This window comes from Amycolatopsis sp. DSM 110486 (genome assembly GCF_019468465.1).
In the GTDB taxonomy this organism is placed as follows: Bacteria; Actinomycetota; Actinomycetes; order Mycobacteriales; family Pseudonocardiaceae; genus Amycolatopsis.
The window spans coordinates 3,609,065-3,632,586 of record NZ_CP080519.1 but is presented as its reverse complement, the minus strand read 5'-3'; the positions used below and the strand labels follow the sequence as shown (position 1 = coordinate 3,632,586).

The 23,522-nt window shown below is 70.6% G+C and carries 21 protein-coding genes; 11 read left to right on the top strand and 10 right to left on the bottom strand.

Annotated features, from left to right (window positions below; translation table 11 throughout):
* The first annotated feature begins 122 nt into the window (after positions 1-122).
* Positions 123-668, top strand: a complete 546-nt coding sequence (locus K1T34_RS17605) for a PadR family transcriptional regulator (RefSeq protein WP_220245336.1) — start codon at positions 123-125, stop codon at positions 666-668.
* Between the two features lie 72 nt (positions 669-740).
* Positions 741-1,829, top strand: coding sequence for an inositol-3-phosphate synthase (locus K1T34_RS17600; RefSeq protein ID WP_220245335.1), 1,089 nt, complete (start codon positions 741-743; stop codon positions 1,827-1,829).
* A gap of 58 nt (positions 1,830-1,887) precedes the next feature.
* Here K1T34_RS17600 and K1T34_RS17595 read toward each other — a convergent pair whose 3' ends face one another.
* Positions 1,888-2,529 (bottom strand): HAD family phosphatase, encoded by a 642-nt coding sequence (locus K1T34_RS17595; RefSeq protein WP_220245334.1) that lies wholly within the window; start codon positions 2,527-2,529, stop codon positions 1,888-1,890.
* A 65-nt stretch (positions 2,530-2,594) separates the two neighbouring features.
* Here K1T34_RS17595 and K1T34_RS17590 point away from each other — a divergent pair, with 65 nt between their 5' ends.
* The 6 genes from K1T34_RS17590 to K1T34_RS17565 all read left to right on the top strand — a co-directional run bounded on the left by K1T34_RS17590 (position 2,595) and on the right by K1T34_RS17565 (position 10,473).
* Positions 2,595-3,101 (top strand): MarR family winged helix-turn-helix transcriptional regulator, encoded by a 507-nt coding sequence (locus K1T34_RS17590; protein ID WP_220245333.1) that lies wholly within the window; start codon positions 2,595-2,597, stop codon positions 3,099-3,101.
* Positions 3,091-4,311 carry an MFS transporter gene (locus K1T34_RS17585; protein WP_220245332.1) on the top strand — a complete coding sequence of 407 codons (1,221 nt, stop codon included), beginning with the start codon at positions 3,091-3,093 and terminating at the stop codon, positions 4,309-4,311. The genes K1T34_RS17590 and K1T34_RS17585 overlap by 11 nt, the downstream gene beginning before the upstream one ends.
* Positions 4,312-4,403: 92 nt before the next feature.
* Positions 4,404-6,512, top strand: a complete 2,109-nt coding sequence (locus K1T34_RS17580) for a PhoX family phosphatase (protein WP_220245331.1) — start codon at positions 4,404-4,406, stop codon at positions 6,510-6,512.
* 55 nt (positions 6,513-6,567) lie between these two features.
* Positions 6,568-8,019: an SdrD B-like domain-containing protein gene (locus K1T34_RS17575; RefSeq protein WP_220245330.1), complete on the top strand. Its 1,452-nt coding sequence runs from the start codon at positions 6,568-6,570 to the stop codon at positions 8,017-8,019.
* 88 nt (positions 8,020-8,107) lie between these two features.
* Positions 8,108-9,778 (top strand): hypothetical protein, encoded by a 1,671-nt coding sequence (locus tag K1T34_RS17570; protein ID WP_220245329.1) that lies wholly within the window; start codon positions 8,108-8,110, stop codon positions 9,776-9,778.
* A gap of 17 nt (positions 9,779-9,795) precedes the next feature.
* Positions 9,796-10,473, top strand: coding sequence for an SDR family oxidoreductase (locus K1T34_RS17565; RefSeq protein WP_220245328.1), 678 nt, complete (start codon positions 9,796-9,798; stop codon positions 10,471-10,473).
* A 24-nt stretch (positions 10,474-10,497) separates the two neighbouring features.
* On the opposite strand, the gene K1T34_RS17560 is transcribed toward K1T34_RS17565, so the two are convergent.
* On the bottom strand, positions 10,498-11,805 hold the full coding sequence (locus K1T34_RS17560; RefSeq protein ID WP_220245327.1) for an amidohydrolase family protein: 1,308 nt from the start codon (positions 11,803-11,805) through the stop codon (positions 10,498-10,500).
* Between the two features lie 34 nt (positions 11,806-11,839).
* Positions 11,840-12,319 carry a hypothetical protein gene (locus K1T34_RS17555; RefSeq protein WP_220245326.1) on the bottom strand — a complete coding sequence of 160 codons (480 nt, stop codon included), beginning with the start codon at positions 12,317-12,319 and terminating at the stop codon, positions 11,840-11,842.
* Positions 12,320-12,460: 141 nt separating this feature from the next.
* Between K1T34_RS17555 and K1T34_RS17550 the strand changes: the two genes are divergently transcribed.
* Complete coding sequence (locus K1T34_RS17550; protein WP_220245325.1) at positions 12,461-13,474, top strand: CHRD domain-containing protein; 1,014 nt, start codon at positions 12,461-12,463, stop codon at positions 13,472-13,474.
* 60 nt (positions 13,475-13,534) lie between these two features.
* Here the strand turns inward: K1T34_RS17550 and K1T34_RS17545 are convergent, their stop codons facing one another.
* Both K1T34_RS17545 and K1T34_RS17540 read right to left on the bottom strand, forming a co-directional pair.
* Positions 13,535-14,188: a response regulator transcription factor gene (locus tag K1T34_RS17545; RefSeq protein ID WP_220245324.1), complete on the bottom strand. Its 654-nt coding sequence runs from the start codon at positions 14,186-14,188 to the stop codon at positions 13,535-13,537.
* A complete protein-coding gene (locus K1T34_RS17540; RefSeq protein ID WP_220245323.1) occupies positions 14,185-15,984 on the bottom strand; it encodes a sensor histidine kinase in 1,800 nt (599 codons plus the stop codon). Before K1T34_RS17540 ends, K1T34_RS17545 begins: the two co-directional genes overlap by 4 nt.
* A 179-nt stretch (positions 15,985-16,163) precedes the next feature.
* On the opposite strand from K1T34_RS17540, the gene K1T34_RS17535 reads away from it, so the two are divergent.
* Both K1T34_RS17535 and K1T34_RS17530 read left to right on the top strand, forming a co-directional pair.
* Entirely contained in the window at positions 16,164-16,874 is a 711-nt protein-coding gene (locus tag K1T34_RS17535; protein ID WP_220245322.1) for an ABC transporter ATP-binding protein, read from the top strand.
* A complete protein-coding gene (locus tag K1T34_RS17530; protein WP_220245321.1) occupies positions 16,871-19,132 on the top strand; it encodes an ABC transporter permease in 2,262 nt (753 codons plus the stop codon). Before K1T34_RS17535 ends, K1T34_RS17530 begins: the two co-directional genes overlap by 4 nt.
* Positions 19,133-19,256: 124 nt before the next feature.
* Here K1T34_RS17530 and trmB read toward each other — a convergent pair whose 3' ends face one another.
* The 5 genes from trmB to K1T34_RS17505 all read right to left on the bottom strand — a co-directional run bounded on the left by trmB (position 19,257) and on the right by K1T34_RS17505 (position 23,495).
* Positions 19,257-19,964, bottom strand: coding sequence for a tRNA (guanosine(46)-N7)-methyltransferase TrmB (trmB, locus tag K1T34_RS17525; RefSeq protein ID WP_255638557.1), 708 nt, complete (start codon positions 19,962-19,964; stop codon positions 19,257-19,259).
* Positions 19,965-20,085: 121 nt separating this feature from the next.
* Positions 20,086-20,580 (bottom strand): hypothetical protein, encoded by a 495-nt coding sequence (locus K1T34_RS17520; RefSeq protein ID WP_220245320.1) that lies wholly within the window; start codon positions 20,578-20,580, stop codon positions 20,086-20,088.
* Between the two features lie 356 nt (positions 20,581-20,936).
* Entirely contained in the window at positions 20,937-21,680 is a 744-nt protein-coding gene (locus K1T34_RS17515) for a hypothetical protein (protein WP_220245319.1), read from the bottom strand.
* Entirely contained in the window at positions 21,677-22,585 is a 909-nt protein-coding gene (locus K1T34_RS17510) for an ABC transporter ATP-binding protein (RefSeq protein ID WP_220245318.1), read from the bottom strand. The genes K1T34_RS17515 and K1T34_RS17510 overlap by 4 nt, the downstream gene beginning before the upstream one ends.
* Positions 22,586-22,745: 160 nt before the next feature.
* On the bottom strand, positions 22,746-23,495 hold the full coding sequence (locus tag K1T34_RS17505; RefSeq protein WP_220245317.1) for an ABC transporter permease: 750 nt from the start codon (positions 23,493-23,495) through the stop codon (positions 22,746-22,748).
* Between the last annotated feature and the right edge of the window lie 27 nt (positions 23,496-23,522).

Here is a 23,522-nt window from a genome sequence, read left to right as displayed (position 1 = left end):
CTTCGATGTATCGGCGCGATATAGTTGCCGAGTAGGTTGACGGAGGCGGTCGCCCCAGTAGGTCCCACCAACCACTGGGGCAACGGCGGCCGCTGCGGTTTGTTCCCGTAAGGGGGTGCGGTGTGCTCGAACTCGCGATCCTCGGGTTGCTGCACGAGGCCCCCATGCACGGGTACGTGCTGCGCAAGCGTTTGCACGAGACGCTCGGGATGTTCCGGGCGTTCTCGTACGGCTCGCTGTACCCGACCTTGCGTCGGTTGCTGCGGGCGGGATTCCTCGTCGAGGAGCTCGACGAGGCGGACGACCGGGCCTGGTCCCGGCGCGGCCGCCGCGTCTACAAGCTCACCGCCGAGGGCAAGGAGCGGTTCGCCGAGCTGCTCGGTGACGCGGGTCCGCAGACCTGGGACGACGAGGGGTTCGGCGTCCACCTGGCGTTCTTCTCGCGGACACCGGCCGACGTCAGGATGCGGATCCTGGAGGGCCGGCGGCGTCGCGTGGAAGAGCGTCGCGAGGGTTTGCGCGAGGCGCTGTCCAGGGCCGAGGAGAGGATCGACCGCTACACCCGCGAGCTGCACCGGCTGGGACTCGAGTCGAGCGAGCGGGAGGTGCGCTGGCTCAACGAGCTGATCGCGCACGAACAAGCCGAGCAGCGTGGCCCGCAGGAGTGAGGGCGCGCCGCTCGGGCCGCAACGTCGCGGCCAGACCTGCAGATGAAGTAACGGATTGAAGGAGAAACCGGCATGGGCGAGAACCGCCGCGTTCGGGTGGCCATCGTGGGCGTCGGCAACTGCGCCTCCTCGCTGGTCCAGGGTGTGCAGTACTACCGCGACGCGGATCCCGGCACGCGCGTGCCCGGTTTGATGCACGTCCGGTTCGGCGAGTACCACGTCAGCGACATCGACTTCGTCGCCGCGTTCGACGTCGACGCCAAGAAGGTCGGCCACGACCTGTCCGAGGCGATCTTCTCGAGCGAGAACAACACGATCAAGATCGCCGACGTGCCGCCGCTCGGCGTGCCGGTGCAGCGCGGGCACACCTACGACGGGCTCGGGCGGTTCTACCGCGAGACCATCTCGGAGTCGGACGAGGCGCCCGTCGACATCGTCGGCGCGCTGCGCGACGCGAAGGTCGACGTGCTCGTCTCCTACCTGCCCGTGGGCTCCGAAGAGGCCGACAAGTTCTACGCGCAGGCCGCGATCGACGCCAACGTGGCGTTCGTGAACGCGCTGCCCGTGTTCATCGCGTCGGACCCGGTGTGGGCCAAGAAGTTCGAAGACGCCGGCGTGCCGATCGTCGGTGACGACATCAAGTCGCAGGTCGGCGCCACGATCACGCACCGCGTGCTGGCGAAGCTCTTCGAAGACCGCGGCGTGCAGCTCGACCGCACGATGCAGCTCAACGTGGGCGGGAACATGGACTTCCTGAACATGAAGGAGCTCGAGCGCCTCGAGTCGAAGAAGATCTCGAAGACCCAGTCGGTGACGTCGCAGGTCGACCGCGAGCTCGGCAAGGGCAACGTCCACATCGGACCGTCGGACTATGTGCAGTGGCTCGACGACCGCAAGTGGGCCTACGTGCGCCTCGAGGGCCGTGCGTTCGGCGACGTGCCGCTGAACCTGGAGTACAAGCTCGAGGTGTGGGACTCCCCCAACTCGGCCGGCATCATCATCGACGCCGTGCGCGCCGCGAAGATCGCGAAGGACCGCGGCATCGGCGGGCCGATCCTGTCGGCGTCGTCCTACTTCATGAAGTCGCCGCCGGAGCAGTACGACGACTCCACCGCGCGCGACGCGGTCGACAAGTTCATCCGCGGCGAGCTGGAGCGCTGACGCGCTTTTCTCGCCGGCAGAAGGGCTCCTCGGTGTTCCGGGGAGCCCTTCTCGGTGTCTAGAGGTCCAGCGCCGCCGGGAGTTCGTTGATGTCGCGAACTACGGCGGTGGTTTGCTCCAGCACGGCCGGGTCCGGCGGGAAGTGCGGGTTCGGCACCGCATACACGGCCATCTTCGCCGCCAGCGCGGCTTTCAGCCCGTTGGTCGAGTCCTCCACGGCGGCGCACTGCGCGGCCGGCACGTTCAGCAGCTTCGCCGCGCGCAGGTAGACGTCGGGCGCGGGTTTGCCGGCGCCGACCTCCTCGCTCGACACCGCGACGGGCACCAGCGACGTGAGGTCGCACGCCTGCAGGAACGCCTGGATCAGCACCGGCGGCGACGAGCTCGCGATCGCCACCGGGTAGCGGCGGGCGACGGCGCGGACCACGTCGGGCGCGCCGTCGATCACGGGCGGTCCCGAGGCGTAGCGCTGCGCCATCCGGTCGATCACCGCCCGCGCGATCTCGTCGGGCGTCAGCCGCGCGCCGAGCGTGCCGACCAGGTAGGCAGCCCACTCGGGGGTGCTCATCCCTTGCTGTTCTCTGGTCGATTCGGGTAACCAGGTACCGCCGTGCTCCGCGACCACCGCGCGGCGCACCTCGTCCCACGTTTTTTCCGAGTCCACCAGCACGCCGTCGAGGTCGAAGATCACCGCGTCCATGCCTGCAGCCTAGTCTGTGAGGCGAATTACTTCGCTAGCCTAACTAAATTTGTTAGCCTGGCTAAGTGACTTCCCCGATCGTCGACCTCGCACACCGGCTCCGGCCGGTCGTGTTCCGGCTGTACTACCTGGTGCGCCGCGAAACCCCGCAGCTGCTGACGCTCACGCAGGGGTCCGTGCTGGCCGAGCTCGTGGGCGGCGGCCCGAGCCGGATGAGCCGGCTCGCGCAGCTCGAAGGCGTGCGGATGCCTTCGATGACCGACGTCGTCGGCCGGCTGGAGCGCCTCGGCATGGTGAGCCGCCGCCCCGATCCCGACGACGGCCGGGCCGTGCTCGTGGAAGCCACCGAGGCGGGCGAGCGCTTCTACGCCGAGCTGCTCGCGGCGCGGGAGGCACAGCTGCGCGAGCGGCTCATGGTGCTCGACGACGCCGAGCGGGCCGCGATCGACGCCGCGTTGCCCGCCCTCACGAAGTTGATCAGCGATTTCCACAGTGACGCACCGAAGGCTGATCAACCCAAGAAGGAGTCACCCGAAAACCCGGAGGAGGAACTGATCAGCGATGAACGCTGAGCACCACTCGAGCCTGCTGGACGCGATCAAGGGTCAGCCCAAGCAGGTGTGGATCACGGCGTTCGCCGCGGTCATCGCGTTCATGGGCATCGGTCTGGTCGACCCGATCCTGTTGTCGATCGCCAAGGGCCTGAACGCGTCACCGTCGCAGGTCACGCTGCTGTTCACGTCGTACCTCGGCGTGCAGGTCATCGCGATGCTGTTCACCGGTTCGATGTCCGCGCGCTTCGGCGCGAAGCGCACCGTGCTGGTCGGGCTGACGTTGATCGTCGCCGCGACCGCGCTGTGCGCCGCGGCCGGTTCGATCGAGCAGCTTGTGGGCCTGCGCGCGGTGTGGGGCCTCGGCAACGCGTTCTTCATCGCTACCGCGCTGTCGGTGATCGTCGGCGCCGCCACGGGCGGGCAGTCCGGCGCGATCCTGCTGTATGAGGCGGCGCTGGGCGTCGGGCTGTCCGTCGGCCCGCTGCTGGGCGCGCTGCTCGGCACGATCTCGTGGCGAGGCCCGTTCCTGGGCACCGCGGTGCTGATGGCCGGCGCGCTCGTGCTGTGCTCGGTGTTCCTGAAGAGCGATTCGCATGAGAAGCGCGAGCCGATCAAGCTGCTCGACCCGATCCGCGCGTTGAAGCACCCGGGTCTGCTGCGGACTTCGGTCGCGTCGGCGCTGTACACGGCGGCGTTCTTCGCGGTGCTGGCCTGGTCGCCGTTCGTTCTCGGCTGGAGCGCGATCGCCGTCGGGCTGATCTTCTGCGGCTGGGGCCTGTGCGTGGCGGTGGCCGGCGTCGCGTTGGCACCGAAGCTCGCCGCTCGGTTCGGTGAACGGCATGCGGCCGCGCTCGCCGTGGTCGGCTACACCGTGCTGATGCTGGTGCTGGCCGTGCCGAACAAGACGGTCGTGGTGATCGGCATCGTGCTCTCGGGTTTGGTTTCGGGGCTGCTGAACACGCTGTTCACGGGCACCGCGATGTCGATCAGCAACGCGCCCCGCCCGGTCGCCAGCGCGGGCTACAACTTCTGCCGGTGGCTCGGCGGCGCCGTCGCGGCCACGCTCGTGGGGCACGTCGCCGACTGGCTGGGCTGGGAGCAGGGGCCGTTCGTGATCGCGGCCGCGCTGTGTGTCATCGCCGCGGTGCTGCTGTCGTTGCGGGAGAAGAAAACCGACCCGCACGAGGTGCCGAAGGAAGCCGCGTTGGTGGGCGAAGAGGAACTCTGAACCCCCGTCGAATACATCTATTGTTCACCTGAAGATCCGATTTGGCCGAATATGGTCGCTTTGTTCCCTTACTGAAGCGACCTGGAGGCCCTGTGTCCACGGAACGCGGGCGGCTGCTGCCCCTGTTCGCCACTCACCCCGGCGGGCGTTCTCCCCTGACCTGCGAATACCGCTGTGGCAACGCGTGCGCGCACGAAGCGCCGAACCCCACGGACAATGAGTACTTCGGTGACGTCGCGAAGGGCGTTTCGCGGCGTGGCGTGTTCAAGGCCGGTGCCGTGATGGCCGCTGCGGCCGGCGGGTTCGCCGCGCTGTCGGGCACGGCGGCCGCGGCTTCGCCGGCCCACCACGGCGGACACCCCGGCGGCCACAGCGGGCACGGTGGCGGTCACCCGCGTCCGGTGCCGGGCACCGATTTCGACGCCGTGGCGCCCAACAAGCTCGACCGCGTGAGCATCCCCGAGGGCTACGACCAGCACGTGGTCATCCGCTGGGGAGACGCCGTGGCACCGGGTGCGCCGAAGTTCGACTTCCACGCGCAGACCGCGGCCGCGCAGGCCAAGCAGTTCGGCTACAACAACGACTTCGTCGGCCTGATCCCGCAGGATTCCCTGGGGCTGCGCAACTTGCTCGTGGTCAACCACGAGTACACCACCGAGGTGCACCTGTTCCCGGCCGACCAGTACGACCCGGCCAACCCGACCGAGGAGCAGGTGAAGATCGCGTGGGCGGCCCACGGCCTGTCCGTGGTCCAGACGCTGCGCGACCCGATCGGCGGCGGGCTGCGCACCGTGCCCAGCCCGCTGAACCGCCGCATCACGCTCGACACGATCTTCGAGGTCCGCGGCCCGGCGGCCGGCTCGAAGTACCTCAAGACGTCGGCCGACCCGTCGGGCAAACGCGTGCGCGGCACGCAGAACAACTGCTCCGGCGGCGTCACGCCTTGGGGCACCGTGCTTTCCGGCGAGGAGAACTTCCACCAGTACTTCGCCAACGCCGACAAGGTGACCGACCCGACGCAGGCCGCGCGGCTCAAGCGATACGTGATCGGCACCGGCGAGAGCACGCGCAAGTGGGAACGCTTCGACAAGCGCTGGGACGTGCCACGCGAACCCAACGAGCCCAACCGCTTCGGCTGGGTCGTGGAGATCGACCCGAACGACCCGCACGCCGCGCCGGTCAAGCACACCGCACTCGGGCGGTTCAAGCACGAGGCCGCCAACGTGAAGATCACCGCCGACGGCCGCGTCGCCGTGTACTCCGGTGACGACGAGCGCTTCGAGTACATCTACAAGTTCGTGTCGAAGGGCAAGTACAAGAAGGGCACGTCCGCCCTGGCCCGCCGCCACAACTCGGCACTGCTGGACGACGGCACGCTCTACGTCGCGAAGTTCACCGGCGACAGCCCGGCCGCGGAGATCGACGGCACCGGAAAGCTCCCGGAAGACGGCGAGTTCGACGGCGCCGGCGAGTGGATCCCGCTGGCGAGCGGCAACAAGTCGTTTGTGGACGGATTTACCGCCGAAGAGGTGTACGTCTTCACGCGCCAGGCCGCCGACAAGGCGGGCGCCACGAAGATGGACCGGCCCGAGGACATCGAGCCCAACCCCGTGAACGGCCGGATCTACGCGGCGCTGACCAACAACACCGACCGCGGAGCGGCCGGCAAGGCGGGCGTCGACGAGGCGAATCCGCGGGTCGGCAACAAAAACGGCCACGTGCTCGAGTGGGAAGAAGCGCGCGGCGACTCGGCGTCGACGCGGTTCGCCTGGCGGCTCCTGCTGGTCTGCGGCGATCCGGCCACGGCCGACACCTACTTCGGCGGCTTTCCGAAGAGCCAGGTCAGCCCGATCTCGTGCCCGGACAACGTCGCGTTCGACCCCCACGGCAACCTGTGGATCTCCACCGACGGCAACACGCTCGGCGCCAACGACGGCCTGTTCTCCGTGCCCGTGTCGGGTCCCGAACGCGGGCACGTGAAGCAGTTCCTGTCCGTACCGGTCGGTGCGGAGACGTGCGGGCCGGTCGTCACCGACCACCTGGTGCTCGTGGCCGTGCAGCACCCCGGTGAGAACGCGGCGAGCTCGGCGAACCCGTCGTCGCACTGGCCCGACGGCGGCACCTCGCAGCCGCGGCCGGCCATCGTCTCGGTGTGGCGGAAGGGCCGGTTCGGGCTCGCCGGCCGCATCGGCGTGCGGTAACTCTTTGGAGTGGCTTCCACTGCGCCGAACCCGTGCGGAGTAATAGCTTCGGTGGGTGAGGCGGGCAGGAAAAGTCGCGATCGGACGTTCGGCGGGCGCGTCGGCCTGCACCCTGGTGCTGGCCGGCGCGCTCGTCGTCGTCCTCCCGGGTTCCGCGCCGGCGGCCGACACCTCGGCGTGCGGCGGAGTGGCCCCCAACCCGAGCGTGGAGCAGGCGAACGCGCCCGACGGAGCACCGGCGGGCTATGTGTTCACGCCTGCCGCGCCCGTGCCGCGCAGCACGCCGCCGGACAAGGTGCCGAAGCTCGTCACGAACTCCGCGCACGCGTCCGACGGCACGCTCAACGCGCAGATCCAGACGCCCGACGGCCGTGCCAGCTCCGCCACCCAGACCCTGCCCGCGACGCCGGGCGGCATCTACACGCTCTCGGCGGCGACGGGTTCCGTCGGCTCCGCGCTGGCCGACCGCGCCAACGCCCAGTCGACCGGACTGCGTTTCACCGATTCTGCTGGGCGCACGCTGCTGGAGAAATCGCAAAACGTCACGCACGACGTGCAGTCCGACGGCAAGCTCTCGCGCCAGGACTTCCCCTCGCAGACGGCGCCGGACAAGACCACGTCGGTGGTGTTCTTCGCGACCACCAACCGCAACTGGGTGATGTGGGACTGCGTAGACCTGCAGCTCGCCGCGTACACGGTGAAGCTGGAGGTGCAGAACCCCGCGACCGGCGAGTGGGGCCCGTCGGCCACGATCCCCGCCGGCGAAACCGCGCACTACCGCACTACCGTCACGAACTCGGGCTCGCAGCCGCTGACCGGCGTGCTGCTGAAGGACTCGTGGTGCTCGTCGCTGCCGCCCGCGTTCAGCCTGGCGCCCGGCGCGTCGAACGCCGTGCCCTGCGACCACCCGAACATGGCGGAGAACGACACCGGCCACGTGAACAAGGTGCGGATCACCGGCGTCACCTCGCCGAGCGGCACGCTGACCGACCAGTCGGCCACGGCGACGATCACCGTGACGCCGCTGCCGCTGATCGACAAGATCGGCGACCGCGTGTGGCGCGACACCGACCGCAACGGCCTGCAGGACGACGGCGAGCCCGGCGTCGCCGACATTCCCGTGACGCTCAAGGACGGCGCCGGCGGCACCCTCGCCACCACGAAAACCGCGGCCGACGGCTCGTACCTGTTCGACAAGCGCAAGGACGGGACCTACCAGGTCTGCTTCGACGTCTCGCACCTGCCGGACGGGCTCACCGTGACACGGCAGGCCGCCGGCGACGCGGCGCGCGACTCCGACGTCGACCCGGCCACGGGCTGCACGGCGGCGTTCACCCTCGGCGGGACGACGCACGAGAACCTCAACGCGGACCTGGGGCTGGCGCCGCCGCCCCCGCCGCCTCCGGCACCGGCCCCGACGTCGAGCACGACTCCGCCACCGCCTTCGGAAACCCCGGCACCTACGGAAACCCCGGCCCCTTCGGCGAGTCCGGCACCCACGCACTGAAACAATCACGGCATCGCCGCGACCAGCGCCGCGAGTCACCCGTTCCCCCGGATGCGAGACTGGGAAAAGACCACCGGGGAGAGGGGCCATGACCACAGCCACCACCGTCACGACGAAATCCGTGGCGGCACCCACGACGTGGCTCAAGTCCCCCACCACCTGGCTGACCTTCGCGACGCTGGCGCTCTACGCGTACCTCTCGTGGCGCCGCCGCTGGATGTCGGACGACGGGTTGCTCGTCCTGCGCACGGTCCGGCAGATCCTCGCCGGTCACGGGCCCGTGTTCAACGTCGGCGAGCGGGTCGAGGCCAGCACCAGCCCGTTGTGGACCTGGCTGCTGGCCGCGCTCGGCACGATCCCGGGCCCGGCGCTGGAGTGGCTGTCGGTCGGCACCGGCCTGGTCTGCGCGGTCGGTGGGTTGTTCTTAGCGATGGACGGCGCCCGCCGCCTCTACGACGGCCCGGTCGTCCCGGCGGGGGCGCTGATCGTGTGCGCGCTGCCGCCGTTCCGGGACTTCGCGACGTCCGGCCTCGAAACCGGGCTGGCGATGCTGTGGATCGGCCTGACGTGGTGGCTGCTCGTGCGCGGCAAGGCGCCCAAGGCCACGGCGTTCGTGATCGGCCTCGGGGTGCTGGTGCGGCCTGACCTGGCGTTGTTCAGCATCGTCGCGTTCGCCGCGCTGGTCTTGCTGCGGCGGCCGAGCCTGCGGACCGGCCTCGGCTGGCTCGGCGTCGGAATCGCGTTGCCGGCGGCGTACCAGGTCTTCCGCATGGGCTATTACGGCCTGCTCGTGCCGAACACCGCGCTGGCCAAGGAAGCGGGCACGAGCAACTGGTCACGCGGGTTCGACTACCTGCTCGACCTCGTCGACCCGTACTACCTCTGGCTGCCGATCCCGGCGCTGGCGGTCGCGGCGTTCCTGAGCCGGAAGTCGCGGATCCTCACGCTCGCGCCGGTGGCGGGCGCGGTGCTGCTGGCCGCGTACGTGGTGCGCGTCGGCGGCGACTTCATGCACGGCCGGATGCTGCTGCCCGCGTTGTTCGCGCTGCTCCTGCCGGTGATGGCGCTGCCGCTGACGCGCAAGACGTTCGCGCTGCTGGCGGGCGTCGCCGTCTGGTCGGTGGCCGCGGCCGGGTGGCTGCGCGTGCCGTACGCGAACGACCACGCCGCTGTCGGCGTCACCGACGAGCGCGCGTACTGGTCGTGGGTCACCGGGCACGAGCACCCGGTGCTGGCGTCGGACTTCCTGGGCGAGCCGGTGATGCGCACGGCCGTCGAGGTCACCGACGCGACGCGCGCGCCGGCGGTGCTCGTGTACAGCTACGGGGAAAAGCGCTGGTACACGTTCCCGACGGACCGGCCGTACGTCACGCTCGCGGCCGACAGCATGGGCGCGATCAGCAACCTGGTGTCGCTCGACGTGCGCGTCCACGACGGCTACGGCCTCGCCAGCGACCTCGGCTCGCACTCCACGTCGATCGCCGGCGGGCGGCCTGGGCACTCGAAGTGGCTCACGGCCGCGTGGGAGATCGCCGACGCCGGCCACGGCGACGTCGCGACCGACGGCCGGATGCACGTCTTCACCCCGGCCGAGATCGAGGCCGCCCGGCAGGCGCTGCGCTGCCAGGGCGAGCAGGACGTGCTCATCTCGACGCGGAGCCCGTTGACCTTCGGTCGATTTGTCGACAATCTGTCGGGATCTTTCACCCGCACGGGCATCCGGTTCGACCGCGACCCCCGCGTCGCGGCGTCCTGCTGACGCTTACGGTGGATCGCATGACCGATCTTCCGCTCGCCCTGGTCACCGGTGCCTCGCGTGGCATCGGCGCCGCCGTCGCCCACCAGCTCGCCCCGACGCACCGCGTGCTCCTCGGCGGCCGCGACGAGGCCGCGCTCGAGAAGGTGGCCGCCGAGCTGCCGGGCGCCGAGCCGTGGCGCATCGACCTCACCGACGCGGCTTCACTGGCGGCCGCCGCTTCGCAGATCGAGCGCCTCGACGTCCTCGTTCACTCCGCCGGCGCCGCCCGGCTGAACACCATCGCCGAAGCCACCGCCGAAGACTGGCGCGTGAACTACGAGGTCAACGTCGTCGCCGTCGCCGAGCTGACACGCCTGCTGCTGCCCGCCCTGCGCGCCGCGCGCGGCCACGTCGTCGTGATCAACTCCGGCTCGGGCCGGACGTCCCGCGCGGGCTGGGGCCCCTACGCCGCGAGCAAGTTCGCCGCCCGCGCCTTCGCCGACGCGCTGCGCGAAGAAGAACCGGACCTGCGCGTCACCACCGTCTACCCGGGCCGCACCGACACCGACATGCAGCGCGCCGTCATCGCCCACGAGGGCGGCGAGTACGACCCGGCGCGCTTCCTCCGCCCGGACTCCGTGGCGACGGCGGTGCTCACCGCGGTGAGCGCGAGCCCGGAAGCACACCTGACGGAAGTGATCCTCCGCCCCCGTTGAGCGGCACTGAGGGGCGCTGACAGGTCAGGCGCGCAGCCGGGCCGCGGTGTCGGCGACGGACGCCTGGATCTTCGCGCGGTCCACGCGCGTCGGCTCCGCGCCGGCGACGACCTGCTCGCCGGCGACCCACACGTCGCGCACACGGCGGGAACCCGCGGCCCACACGAGGTTGGACAGCAGCTGCTCGTCGGGCACGTCCAGGCCGGCGGCGAAGGCCGGGTCGTCGAGGTCGACGTGGACGAGGTCGGCCCAGCGGCCCGGCTCCAGGGCGCCGATGTCGGTGCGGCCCAACGCGTCGGCGCCGCCGCGGGTGGCCATGACGAAGACGTCGGCGGCGGTCAGGACCGTGGAGTCGTCGTTGGCGAGGCGGGCGAGCATGGCCGTGAGCTGGAGCTCTTCCCACAGGTCGATGTCGTCGTTGGACGCGGGGCCGTCGGTGCCGAGGCCGATGGCGACGCCGGCCGCGCGCAGGTCGTTGATGCGGGCGATGCCGGACGCGAGCTTCGCGTTCGAGCCCGGGCAGTGGGCCATGCCGACGCCGCGGGCGGCGAAGAGCGCGATGTCCTCGTCGGACAGGTGGATGGAGTGCGCGGCGAGGGTGCGGCCGGCGAACACGCCGAGCGAGTCGAGCAGCGCCGGCACCGAGCCGTACTCCTTGCGCTGGGCGAGGTCCTCGTTCGCGGCCTCCGCCACGTGGATCTGCACCAACGCGCCGCGCGCGGCCGCCGATTCCGCGGTGGCGCGCAACCCCTCCGGGTTGAGCATGTACGCGGAGTGCGGGCCGTAGCCCAGCTCGACCCGGTCGCCGGGGCCGAAGCGCAGGCCGTCGGTGTCGATCCAGCGGTCGATGGCCGCCAGCGACGTGCGCCAGTCCATGCCCGGCAGCTCGATCACCGGCGGCGCCACGAGCACGCGCCCGCCGGTGGTGAGCACCGCGTCCACGAGCTGCTCGCCCTCGAAGTACATCTCCGCGCTGGTCGTGACGCCGTGGCGCAGCATCTCGACGGAACCCAGCAGCATGCCGGTCCGCACGTCCTCGGGCCGCAGCTTCGCCTCGGCCGGCCAGATGATCTCGCGCAGCCACCGCAGCAGCGGCAGGTCGCCACCCATGCCGCGCAGCAGCGTCATGGGGCTGTGCGCGTGGGTGTTCACCAGGCCGGGCAGCAGGATCCCGCCGAGCCGCGTCACCTCACCGGTGAACTCGGGTGCCTCGGCGACCGGGCCCACGAACGAGATCCGGCCGCTGTCGTCGACGTCCACGACGGCGTCGCGCAGCAGCGAGCAGGCGGGATCGGCGGGCAGGACAACGGGCGCGTGGAAACGGTGTGACATGCGGAGATAGTACGGGCGTCCCAGACAGCTGTGGTCAGGGTGTCTTCTTGATCAGCTTGCCGTCGGCGCCCACGGCGAACCACAGGTTGTCCACGCCCTGGCCGTCGACGTCGCCCGGGCCCTGGTCGCCGACGTAGTAGTACAGCGGCCACTTCCCGTACTTCGCCTGCTCGACACCCGGCGTTCGTTCGGTCGCCGTCAGCAATTTCTGATCCGCGCCCGTGCCCGCGTGGAAATCCTTGTCGCCGGTCAGCGCGGGCCACGTGGCGAGGCAATCGTCGCCACACGTGCTGGTGCCCGAAATGTCATCGGCGAAGGCATAAAGGGTCCTTCCCGAGGAGTCCGTGAGAATGGGGCCGAGGCCGGACTGGCCGATTTTCACCTCACCCGACGACGCCGGTGAGGCCGGTGACGAACCTTCGGGAGCGGAAGCAGATCCGCTGGTCGCGGTGCTTCCGCAGGCAGCGAGGGTGCCGAGCAGGGCGGCACCGGCCAGGACGATCGAGACACGCATGAGAACTCCTCCACCGATTCACGTCGAATTCGGGACGAGACACGGCGGGCGCGGCGAAACGGTTCAACCGGATTTTCCCCTGAACCACCGAACGCCGGATTCCGTGTCGGCTGGAGAATCCGAAGTGAAAGGACGAACCCCATGCGAGCACGAATCGCGGCACTGGCCGCGCTGACCGCCGGCCTCGGCCTGCTCGGCGCTGTCACCGCCACCGCCAGCCCGATGCCCGGCACCCCGACCACGCCCGACATGCCCGGCATGAACATGGACATGCCGGGCATGGACATGTCCGGCCAGGGTGCCTCGACCCCGGCCAAGGCGCCGGCCAGCCTGTCGACGGCCATCCAGCGCTCCCAGCAGAAGCCGATCTTCCTGCAGGCCAAGCTGACCGGCGCCAACGAGGTCCCGGTCGCCGGCAAGCCCGCCGTCGGCGACCCGAAGGGCAGCGCCACCGGCATCGTCGAGGTGCAGGGCAACAAGGTCACCTACGCGTTCTCGTGGAAGGGCATCAGCGCCCCCACCCTGGGCCACATCCACGAAGGCAAAGCCGGTGTGAACGGCGACGTGAAGGTGCCGCTGTTCGGCACCGCGATGCCCGACACCGTCACCGCGGCGGCCGGCACCGCCACCATCACCGACCAGGCCACGGCCGACGGTCTGCGCAAGAACCCGTCGGGCTTCTACCTCAACCTGCACACCAAGGAGTTCCCCGGCGGCGCGGTGCGCGGCCAGCTCACCCCGCTGCGGTCGTCGGTCGACATGCTGAAGCTGCTGCAGGGCGGTGGCCTGCACGCGTTCATGTCCGGCAACCAGGAGGTCAAGGCCGCCCCGGGCGAGCCGAAGGCCGGTGACCCGAAGGCCAACGCCGTCGGCTTCGTCCGCCCGACCGGCACGCAGGTGCAGTTCTCGTTCGCGTGGTTCGGTCTCCAGCCGACGCTCGCCCACATCCACAAGGGCAACTTCGGCAAGAACGGCGCCGTGGTGGTCCCCCTCATCGGCACGACCGTGCCCGCGGGCGTGTTCGCCGTGTCCGGCACCGCGACCGGCCTCGACTCGGCCCTGGTGAAGGACATCGCGCGGCACCCGCTGTCGTACTACGCGAACTTGCACGACGCCGCCTTCCCGGGTGGCGCCGCGCGTGGCCAGCTCTTCTGATCCAGCATGAAAAACGGGGGCCGGCTCACCAGCCGGCCCCCGTTTTCCGTCGCGAGAAACTCAGTCCACAACCCCGCTGCGCCAAGCCCACGCGGCGATCTCCACCCGGTTGCGCGCTCCGACCTTGCCCTGCACCGAAGCCAGGTGCGTCTTCACCGTCGACAGCGACAAGTACAGCTCCGCGCCGATCTCCGTGTTCGTCAGACCGCGAGCGGTGGCCTTCACCACGTCGAGCTCACGCGCGGTGAGCGGTTCGGACGGCGGGGGCACGTCGCGCTTGTGCCCGTTGGCGCTGTCGAAGTGCTTGAGCAGCCGCACGGTGATCTGCGGCGACACGAGCGCGTCGCCGCGTTCGGCCGCGCGGATGGCCTCGATCAGCAGCGCCGGGCCGGCGTCCTTGAGCAGGAAGCCGCTGGCGCCGTTGCGCAGCGCGGTGTGCACGTACTCGTCGAGGTCGAACGTGGTCACGACCACGACCTTCAGCGGGTCGGTGACCTCCGGGCCGGCAAGCTGCCGCGTGACCTCGAGGCCGTCGAGGCCCGGCATGCGGATGTCGAGCAGGCAGACGTCAGGGCGCAGCTCCCGCGCCTTGGTGACGGCCGAGACGCCGTCGGCGACGTCGGCCACCACCTCGATGTCGTCCTGCGCGTCCAGGATCATGCGGAAGCCCATCCGCACCATCTCCTGGTCGTCCGCGATCAGTACCCGGATCACCCGTCATCCCCGTTCGCCTCGAGTGGCAGCCAAGCTTCCACGCGCCAGCCGCCGTCGGGCCCGCGCCCGGCCGTGATCCGGCCGTGCAGCAGGGCGACGCGCTCGCGCATGCCGACCAGACCGTAGCCGCCCGACCCACCGGCCGGTCGGTGAGCCTTCTCCCGGCCGTCGTCGCGCACCGACAGGTGCAGCTCGCGACCGGTGACCTCGGCGTGGACCAGCGCTTCCGTGGCGTCGGCGGCGTGCTTGCCGACGTTGGTGAGCGACTCCTGCACCAGCCGCAGCGCCGACCGCCCGACCTCGTGCGGCAGGTTCGGCGGCAGGTCCAGCATCAGCGTGGTCTTGATGCCGTGGTTGGCGCCGTCGACGAGTTTGCGCAGGTCGGCGTCCAGATCGGTGGTGGCTTGCTCGCTCAGGTCACTCGCGCCGGCGGGCGCGTCGCCGCGCATGCTGCGCACGAGCCGGCGCATCGCCGCGAGCGCTTCCGTGCCCGCGTCCTCGATGCGGCCCATGGCTTCGAGCGCGAGCTGCGGGTTCTTCTCGCCCATCATCCGCGCGGCCTGGGCCTGCACCACGATGCCGGTGACGTGGTGGGCCACCACGTCGTGCAGCTCGCGCGCGAGTGCCATCCGCTCAGTGGTCTGGGCGTCGGTGACCGCGGCCTTCATCACCTGGGTGCGCTCGGAATCGCGTGAACGCAGGAACATGCCGACCGCGATGGCGATGCCCAGCACCAGGCCCGCGCCCACCGCGAACGAGCCGATCTCCTGCGGATCGGTGAGCGGGGAGAAGCTCGACTGGCGCGTGTTGAGGATGGTCCCGACGCCCACCACGGCCGACAGCACGGCGATGCGCGGCCACGCCTTCACCAGCGGCACGGCGCGGACCAGGTTCACCACCACGCCGATCCCGGCCACCATCTGCGCCGGCGGGATCCCGCCTGCCAGCTGGTAGTCGTAGCCCAGCTTCAGGAAGGGGATCACCAGCGCGGACAGCAGCATCAACCCGGCCACGCCGAGCATCGCGTCGCCCGGCCGCCGGGGCGAAAGCACCGCCACCACCGCGGCGCCGATAGAGCAGAACAGTACCGGGAAGCCCGACGCCCCGCCGTCGTAGGTGAAGCCGAACTCGAACAGCAGCGTGATCGCGAGCGCGACGATCAGCGGCCACTGCCCCATCGCCAGCGCGTTGACGCGGCGCAGCTTGCGCAGCCGCTGCTCGCGCACTTCGCGGGGCCCGTCCGACTGCGTGCGGCCCGCCACCCCGATCACGACTGCCGCCGTGAGCAGGGTGGCGCCGAACAGCATCGCGGACACGATCGAGGAGGACGCGACGTCGCCGTAGCTGTAGCGCCCGAACACCGCGATCAGCGCGCCCACCACGAGCGACGAGATCGCCGCGAACGCGACGCCGGGGCGGGCCCGGCGCGCGAGGTAGTAGACCATCTCCGTGCCCGCCACCACGTCGGTGATCGAGAGGTTCGCGAGCACGCTCGAATACGCCGGCGTGTGCAGGTAGCGCTGGAAGATCGTGAAGAACGCGAGCGCGAAGGCCGCGACCATCGCCGCCACCGCCGCGCGCCGGCGAGCCCAGATCGCGCACCCCACCATCGCGAAGATGCCGGGGAACAAGGCGAAGTCGACGAACTTGGGGCCGTGGTCGTCCAGGGCCGCGTCGGTCACGAACACGAGGTCGAACAGCAGCGCCGCGAGCAGCACCACCACGGGCATGCCGAGGCGGCGCACGAGCTCGGTCACGCGTGCGGAAAAGGACGAGGACGGCGGAGCTTGGGACACAACCGAACGGTAGAGGATCGCGGGCCGAGCGCACCTTGGCCAGGTGGTTCGAGCCGCATCGGCCGATCGGCCGATGCCGGTGATCGTCGGACTGGCCGTCTGCCCGAAGTGGACACCCGCCCCGATCCGTGAAGGTGGTTCCCAACGAAGTCGCAGACCAATGAGGGAGAGACCCCCGGATGAGCAATCCACAGTGGACTTCCGGCCCGGTGCTGTCGGGGCGGGGGCTGGTGAAGCGGTACGGCGGGCAATACGCGCTGGCCGGTATCGACATCGACATCCAGCCCGGGGACGCGGTGGCCATCGTGGGCCCATCCGGGTCGGGCAAGACGTCGCTGCTGCACGTGCTGGCCGGCATCCTGCGCGCCGACGGCGGCGAGATCCACCTCATGGGCCGGCGCATCGACAACCTGAACGAGAAGAAGCGCAGCGAGCTGCGGCGCACGGAGTTCGGGTTCGTCTTCCAGTCCGGGATGCTCGTGTCCGAGCTGACCGCCGAGGAGAACGTGGCGCTGCCGTCGCTGCTCGCGGGCAAGGCCCGGCGCGAGTCGGTCGCCGCGGGCCGCGAGTGGCTGGCGCGCCTCGGCCTCGCCGGCAAGGAAACGCGCCGCCCGGGTGAGCTGTCCGGCGGTGAGGCGCAGCGCGTGGCCATCGCCCGGGCGCTCACGCACCGGCCGAAGGTGATCTTCGCCGACGAGCCCACCGGCGCCCTCGACACGCGCACCGGCCGCGAGACTATGCAGGCGCTGCTCGGTGCCGCGCAGGAGTCCGGCGCCGCCGTGATCGTCGTGACCCACGACCGCGAGCTCGCCGAGTCGATGCCCAAGACCGTGGCCATCCGCGACGGCTTGATCGCGGCAGCGTCTGAGCAAAAGAGGTTGGCGGTATGAACTCGCTCCAGCTCGCCCTGCGCGTGCTCCGTGTCGACCGGCGGACCCGCACCTCGGCGATCCTCACCGCGGTCGGCGTCGCGGTCGCGACCGGGCTCGTGCTGCTGCTCGCGTCACTGCCCTTCGCGACGCAGGTCCGCGAACAGCGCGGCATCTGGCAGTCGTACTACAACTTCGACACCAGTGGCACGCCGGTCATGCTCGTCAGCGGGGCCAAGGACTACTTCCACGGCCAGGAGATCACCCGCGTCGACGTCGCGGTCACCGGCAACACGGCCGGGCTGAAGCTGCCGGCGGGGATTTCGAAGCTGCCCGGGCCGGGTGAGACGCTCGTGTCGCCCGCGTTGGGCCGCCTGCTGAACAACACGCCGGCCAACCAGCTCGGCGACCGGTTCGGCAAGCCCGTCGCCGCGCTCGGCGACCAGGCGCTGAAGTACCCGGAACAGCTCGTGGCGCTCGTCGGCCACAGCGAGCAGGAGCTCAGCGCGACGGAGGCCGAACGCGCGACGGAGGCCGTCGCGCAGCCGGTGAGCGCGTTCCCTGACCAGCAGGCGAAGGCGGATCCGCTCCTGACGCTGCTGGCGTGGGTCGGCATCATCGTGCTGCTGGTGCCGAGCCTGGTGCTCGTCGCGTCGTCGGCGCGGCTCACCGCGGCCCGGCGCGAACGCCGGCTCGCCGCGATCCGCCTGGCGGGTGCCACGCCGGGGCAGGTCACGTCCATGGTTGCCGGGGAAACGATCCTGTCCGCGGGCGTCGGGGCCCTGCTCGGCCTGGCTCTCAGTCCCGCTTTGCACGGTCTGGCGACGTTCGTCCCATGGGGTGGCGGCACCTGGCTGGCCACGGACTTCACGCTGCCGACCGCGCTCGCGGTCTTCATCGTGATCGCCATCCCGGCGCTGGTGGTGCTGGCCGGCGTGCTCGGCCTGCGGCGCGTGCTGCGCAACCCGCTCTTCGCGACCGGCGGCCACAGCGTGAAGCCGCTGCGCTGGTGGCGGCTGCTCGTCCTGCCGGTGGCGGGCCTGTTCTTCCTCTACGCGGTGTCCAGCACCGGTGACGGCGGGCCCACCATGGTGCTGGTCGGCCTGTTCTTGCTGGTCGCGTCGGCGATCGTGGTCGGTCCGTGGGTGACCTCGGCGGTCGGCGGCACCTTCGTGCGGGGGTGGCGGGGGCCGTCGGCGCTGCTGGCCGGACGCCGGCTGCGCGACGACCCGAAGGGCGCCTACCGCGCCACGGCGGGCATCGTGCTCGCGGTGTTCACCGGCTCGATGGCGCTCACGCTGCTGCCGTCGTTCGAGTCGCTCGCCGGTGGCGGGCGGACGTACGCCGACTCGGTGCTCTACGCCGACAGCAGCCCGGACAAGGCCGCGGCCGTCGTGGACCACGCCAACTCCGCGCTGGCCCGCTACGGCCAGCAGGAACGCGCGATCGCCGTGGGCCAGGTCTATCTGGTGCAGGGCACGGGCGAACAGCGGTCGTACCAGCGGGCACTCGTGATGTCGTGCGCCGACGCGGCCCGGCTGACGCGGCTCGGGATTACCGCGGCCGACTGCAAGCCCGGCGTCGGGCTGTACGCGCCGTACGAGCTGAACGCCGCCGAGTACCACGTGGTCGGCGACCCGGAGCCCACTGACCCGGGGCAGCCGCTCGGCTCCGTGCCGGTCGGGACGTTCAAGATGGGCGACGACGTGAGCAGTTCCTACCTGCTCGACCCGTCGGCGCTGCCGGCGGGTGTGAAGCTCGGCGCGGCCACGGTGATCGCCCCGACGACGGACGCCGACCGCGAGATCGTCCGCACCGCACTGGCCTCGGCCGCGACGGGCGCGGAGGTCGGCAGCCGCGACCAGTACCTCTACGACCAGCAGACGCAGCTGTCGGACCTGCGCCGGGTGACCGTGATCGGCCTGGTGGCCGCCGGCATCCTCGCCGGCTGCAGCGCGGCCGTCGCCACGGCCGGCTCGATCATGGACCGGCGCCGGACGTTCGGGGCCCTGATGGCGGCCGGGACACCGGTGAAGGTGCTGTCGAGGGCGCTGCGGATGGAGACGGCGCTGCCCGCGCTGGTCGCGACGATCGGCGCCGGCGTGGTCGGCATCCTCGTCGGGATCGGGCTGTTCAGCACCGCCGACGAAGGCTCCGTCGTGTTCAGCCCGTGGATCTTCGCTCCGGTCGTGCTCGGCGTCGGGGTGGCGCTGCTCGGAGCCTCGATCTGCACGCCCGCCCTGCGGCGCGTGCAGGCGGAGCCGCTGGCCGACGAGTAGCGGGCGGTCCGCCCTTCGCGGGGTTGGGCGGACGCCGGGGGTGAAAAAGGGGAGAAAAAGGGCCGCTGCCGGGGATGGGAACCCGGCAGCGGCCCTTTTTCACCATCTTTCTTAAGACAATTCGTCAGCGTTTCTCGAAAATGAGGTCGTGTGACACGCGGCCTTCGACGTCGGCGCGCTGTTCGAACTTCGTCCGCGGCCGCCATTCGGGCCTCGGCGCCCAGCCACCCGGTTCGTCCGCGTAGCGGTTGCGCAATGCGGGCTCGGCTGAACACACTTCCAGCATCTGCTCGGCGTAGTGCTCCCAGTCGGTGGCGAGGTGGAACGTGCCGCCCTGCGCGAGGCGCGACGCGACGAGAGCCACGAAATCCGGCTGCACGATCCGGCGCTTGTGGTGGCGCTTCTTCGGCCACGGGTCCGGGAAGTACAGCCGCACGCCGGCGAGCGCGCCGGGCTCGACGTGCTCGGTCAGCAGCACCACCGCGTCGCCGTGCATCAGCCGCAGGTTCTCGACGCCGAGCTTCTCCGCGCGCAGCATCAGCTGGCCCAGGCCCGGGTCGTAGACCTCGGCGGCCACGTAGTTGAGCTCGGGCGCAGCGGCCGCCAGCTGCGACGTCGTCTCGCCCATGCCGGAGCCGATCTCCAGCATCACCGGCGCCTCTCGGCCGAACCACTCGGCGAAGTCGACCGGTCCGGCCGGCAGGTCGGCGACCGTGCGGCCCAGCCGCGGCCAGTGTTCGTTCCAGGCACGCTGCTGGCCGACGGTCATCCGGCCGCCGCGGTTGACAAAGCTGACCACGCTGCGCAGCCGGGGCTGGTCCTCGTTCTCCACCCGGACACGATACTGATCCGGCCAAAAGTAGGCCGACCCCCACGCGGCACGTAACCGTTGCAACGAAGCCATTCGGCCGTGACTGTGGTCGGATCAGTATCCGTCGGCACGGCCGGGCGGGTCAGCGGACGGCTTCGAACTCCCCGAGCCGGGAGCGCAGTCCGGCGAGCCCGGACACAGCGATCGGGTGCGGCGTCGTGCCCGTGTGGGCCGGCAGCACGTCGATCCAGCCGGGGTGGCGATCGGTGTTCAGCACGGTCGTCGGGACGGAGTGCCCGGACTTCCCGCGCTCGGACGGCATGAACTCCCAGTAGCCCGATTCGCCGTCGGCGGCCCAGGGCACGAACTCCCAGCCGGAGCGGCGGGAAAGCAGCTGCTGGATGCGGTCTTCGATGCGGAACCCCAGCTCACGGGACTCGAGCCGGCCGCTTGCGACGGCGCGCAGCCACCACGGCGCGGGCAGCGGGCCCTGCATGCCGCTGGCCCTGCGGTAGAGGGCGAGCACGAGGTCTTCGGCCGCGCGGTGCACCCACGCCTGGCGCAGGTCGCCGGGTTTCATCGCGGGCTGCGCGAACCGCGGCAGCTCGATCGCCTGCGACCATTCGAGGTCCAGCATCGGCTCGAGCCGGGGTTGGCGCGGCGCTGCGCGGTGACTTTGGGGTGCGGCTTCACGGTCACTTCGAAGTGTCGCTTCGCCGTGATTTTGTGGTGCCGCTTCGCTGTGACTTTGTGGTGCCGCTTCGCTGCGGGCTGTGGGAATGGGACTCATGAGCCCCTGACCAGCGTCCACCGTCAAGGTTCACCTCCGGGGAGCTGAGACGGACGAGCACGCTCTTGATCTCGAATATCCTGGTGACTTTGCCATTATGTCCGCTCCCTGTGAGAGAAGCCACAACGACTTAACGCGGTCTTAATCCGTTTGCCTCGTGGACACCTGTTCTGCACGTGCAGATTAACGCGAATGTGCTCTCGTCAGGCGTCGCGGCGGTTCGCGGTGAGCACGCCGGCGACGTAGAACGCGAGACAAATGCCGCCGAAATACGCGAGGTAGCCCCACGGGCCGAAAGCGGGCGTCACGTTGAGCGCCGCTTGCGTGAAATCCCCACCAGCGAACTGCCCGGCCGCGAAGAACGGCAGCCACGGGTAGACGTCGGGGCCGACGCGCGGGATCAGCAGCACCAGCCCCTCCACGAGCTGCGTCCACACGAGCACGAGCGTCAACGCGAGCGCGGTGCTCCGCAGCAGCAGCCCGACGCCGACGCCGAGCAGCCCGGTGAGCGCGAACGTCACCGTCTGCCCGAGCACCAGCCGCCAGTCGCCCGCCGAGTGCAGGGCGAGATCCGCGTCCGGGCGGACCAGCGACGCGATGCCCCACGACCCCACGCCCGCGAGCAGCCCGAGCACCGCGCAGACGACCACCACCACGGCACCCTTCGCGAGCAGCGCGGGCACGCGCGTCGGCACGGCCTGGAACGTGAGCCGCAGCGTGCCCCAGCTCGCGTCGGACGTCGCGGCGAGCACGGCCAGCACCAGCGCCACCGTGCGGCCGATGCCGGTGGCGAGCTGGGTGTTGCCGACGCTCGCGGTGACCTCCGAGCCGGCGAGCGCGAAGAACAACGTCGTGAACGCCAGCGGCGCGAGCACCGACAGCGCGCCGCACCACCAGGGCGCGCGGGTGGAGAAGAGCTTGATCCGTTCGGCCCGCAGCACGTTCACCGGGTACCTCCGCTCGTGAACTCGGCCGTCTGGCCCGTCAGCTCCAGGTACGCCTGCTCCAGCGACCCGGCCAGCGGGCTCAGCTCGTGGAGGGTGGCACCGACCGTGAACGCGAGATCACCCACAGTGTCGCTGTCCACTTCGGACACCACAAGCGCGTCGCCCTCGTCGGTGAACGCGATCCCGAGCTCGGTCAGCGCCGTGCGCAGGGCGTCGGCCTGGGGCGTGCGCACGCGGACGCCGCGCGAGCCGGCGCGTTGGACGAAATCGGCCATGGTGCCCTGGTAGGTGAGCCGGCCGCGGCCGATCACCACGAGGTCCTGCGCCGTCTGCTCCATCTCCGGCAACAGGTGGCTCGACACGAACACGGTGCGGCCGTCGGCGGCGAGCGAGTGCATGAGCTGCCGGACCCACAGCACGCCTTCGGGGTCGAGACCGTTCACGGGTTCGTCGAACAGCAGCACCTTCGGGTCGCCCAGCAGCGCGGTCGCGATGCCGAGGCGCTGCAGCATCCCGAGGGAGAACTCGCCCGCGCGCTTCTTCGCGACGGAACCGAGGCCCACGAGCTCGAGGACCTCGCCCACGCGCCGGTCGGGCAAGCCGTTGGTCGCGGCGAGCCAGCGCAGGTGCTGCCGGGCGCTGCGGCCGGGGTGGCGCCAGGTCGCGTCGAGCAGGGCGCCGACTGTCCGGAGTGGATCGACCAGCTGCCGGTAGGGCCGGCCGTCGATGTGCGCGGTGCCGGCCGTGGGCGTGTCGAGACCCAGCAGCAGCCGCATCGTCGTGGACTTGCCGGCGCCGTTCGGGCCCAGGAAGCCGGTGACGCGACCGGCCTCGGCGGTGAAGGTGAGGTCGTCGACGGCCAGGGTTTCGCCGTAGGACTTGGTCAGCCCGTGGGTCTCCAGCACGCGCGAACACTACCGAGCCGAGCGCGTGCCGAAAACGAAAAGATCCGGGTCGCCCCCCGAAGTGGCGACCCGGATCTTTCTCCTATCCCCTTTTTCCCCTGTTCAGCCGGTTTCGGCCCCCGCCGCCTCCGCCCGAACGTCCCTGTGGTGGGTCTTTCTGTCAGGCGTCGCGCTTCTTCGCGACGCCGATCGCGACGGCCAGCAGCACGATCGCGATGCCCGCGAAGTAGGCGAGCGACCAGCCCTGCGAGAGCACCGCGTCGGACGGCGGCGGCCCCTGCACCGCCCCGCCCGCACCGCGGAGGAACTTCTCCGCGACGTTGAACGGCAGCCACTCGTGGATCTTCGGGCCGACGGTCGGGATGAGCTGCACCAGGCTTTCCACGGCCAGCACGTAGATCAGCAGCAGCGCGATCGCGCCGGCGCTGTGGCGGATCAGGATGCCGATGGCCACCGCGATCACCGCGGCGAGCGCGAAGAGCACGCCGACGCCGGCGACGTTGATCCACTCGGCCGAGGTGTCGAGCGCCAGCGCGTCCGACGGGCGGATCGCGTAGCCCAGTGCCCAGGCGCCGAACGCGCCGATCTCACCGATCACGAGCGAAAGCAGCGCGACGACGGTGGCCTTGGCGATGAGCACCGAGGTGCGGCCCGGCACGGCCTGGAACGTGGTGCGGATGGTGCCGAAGCGGTACTCGGTGGTCACCGAGAGCGCCGCCAGCACCATGATCACGGCGATGCCGAACTGGTAGCCGAACTGCGTCGTCCCGACGTCGATGGTCGCCGTGCTCGGCGCCGCGCTCGCCACGAGGGCGGAGAAGCCGGCCGTGAGGACGATGGCGATGAGGGCGCACCACCACGGTGAGCGAGTGGTGAACAGCTTGATGCGTTCGACCGCGAGCAGAGTCATGGTTCTTTTCCCCGGAATCCTTGTTGT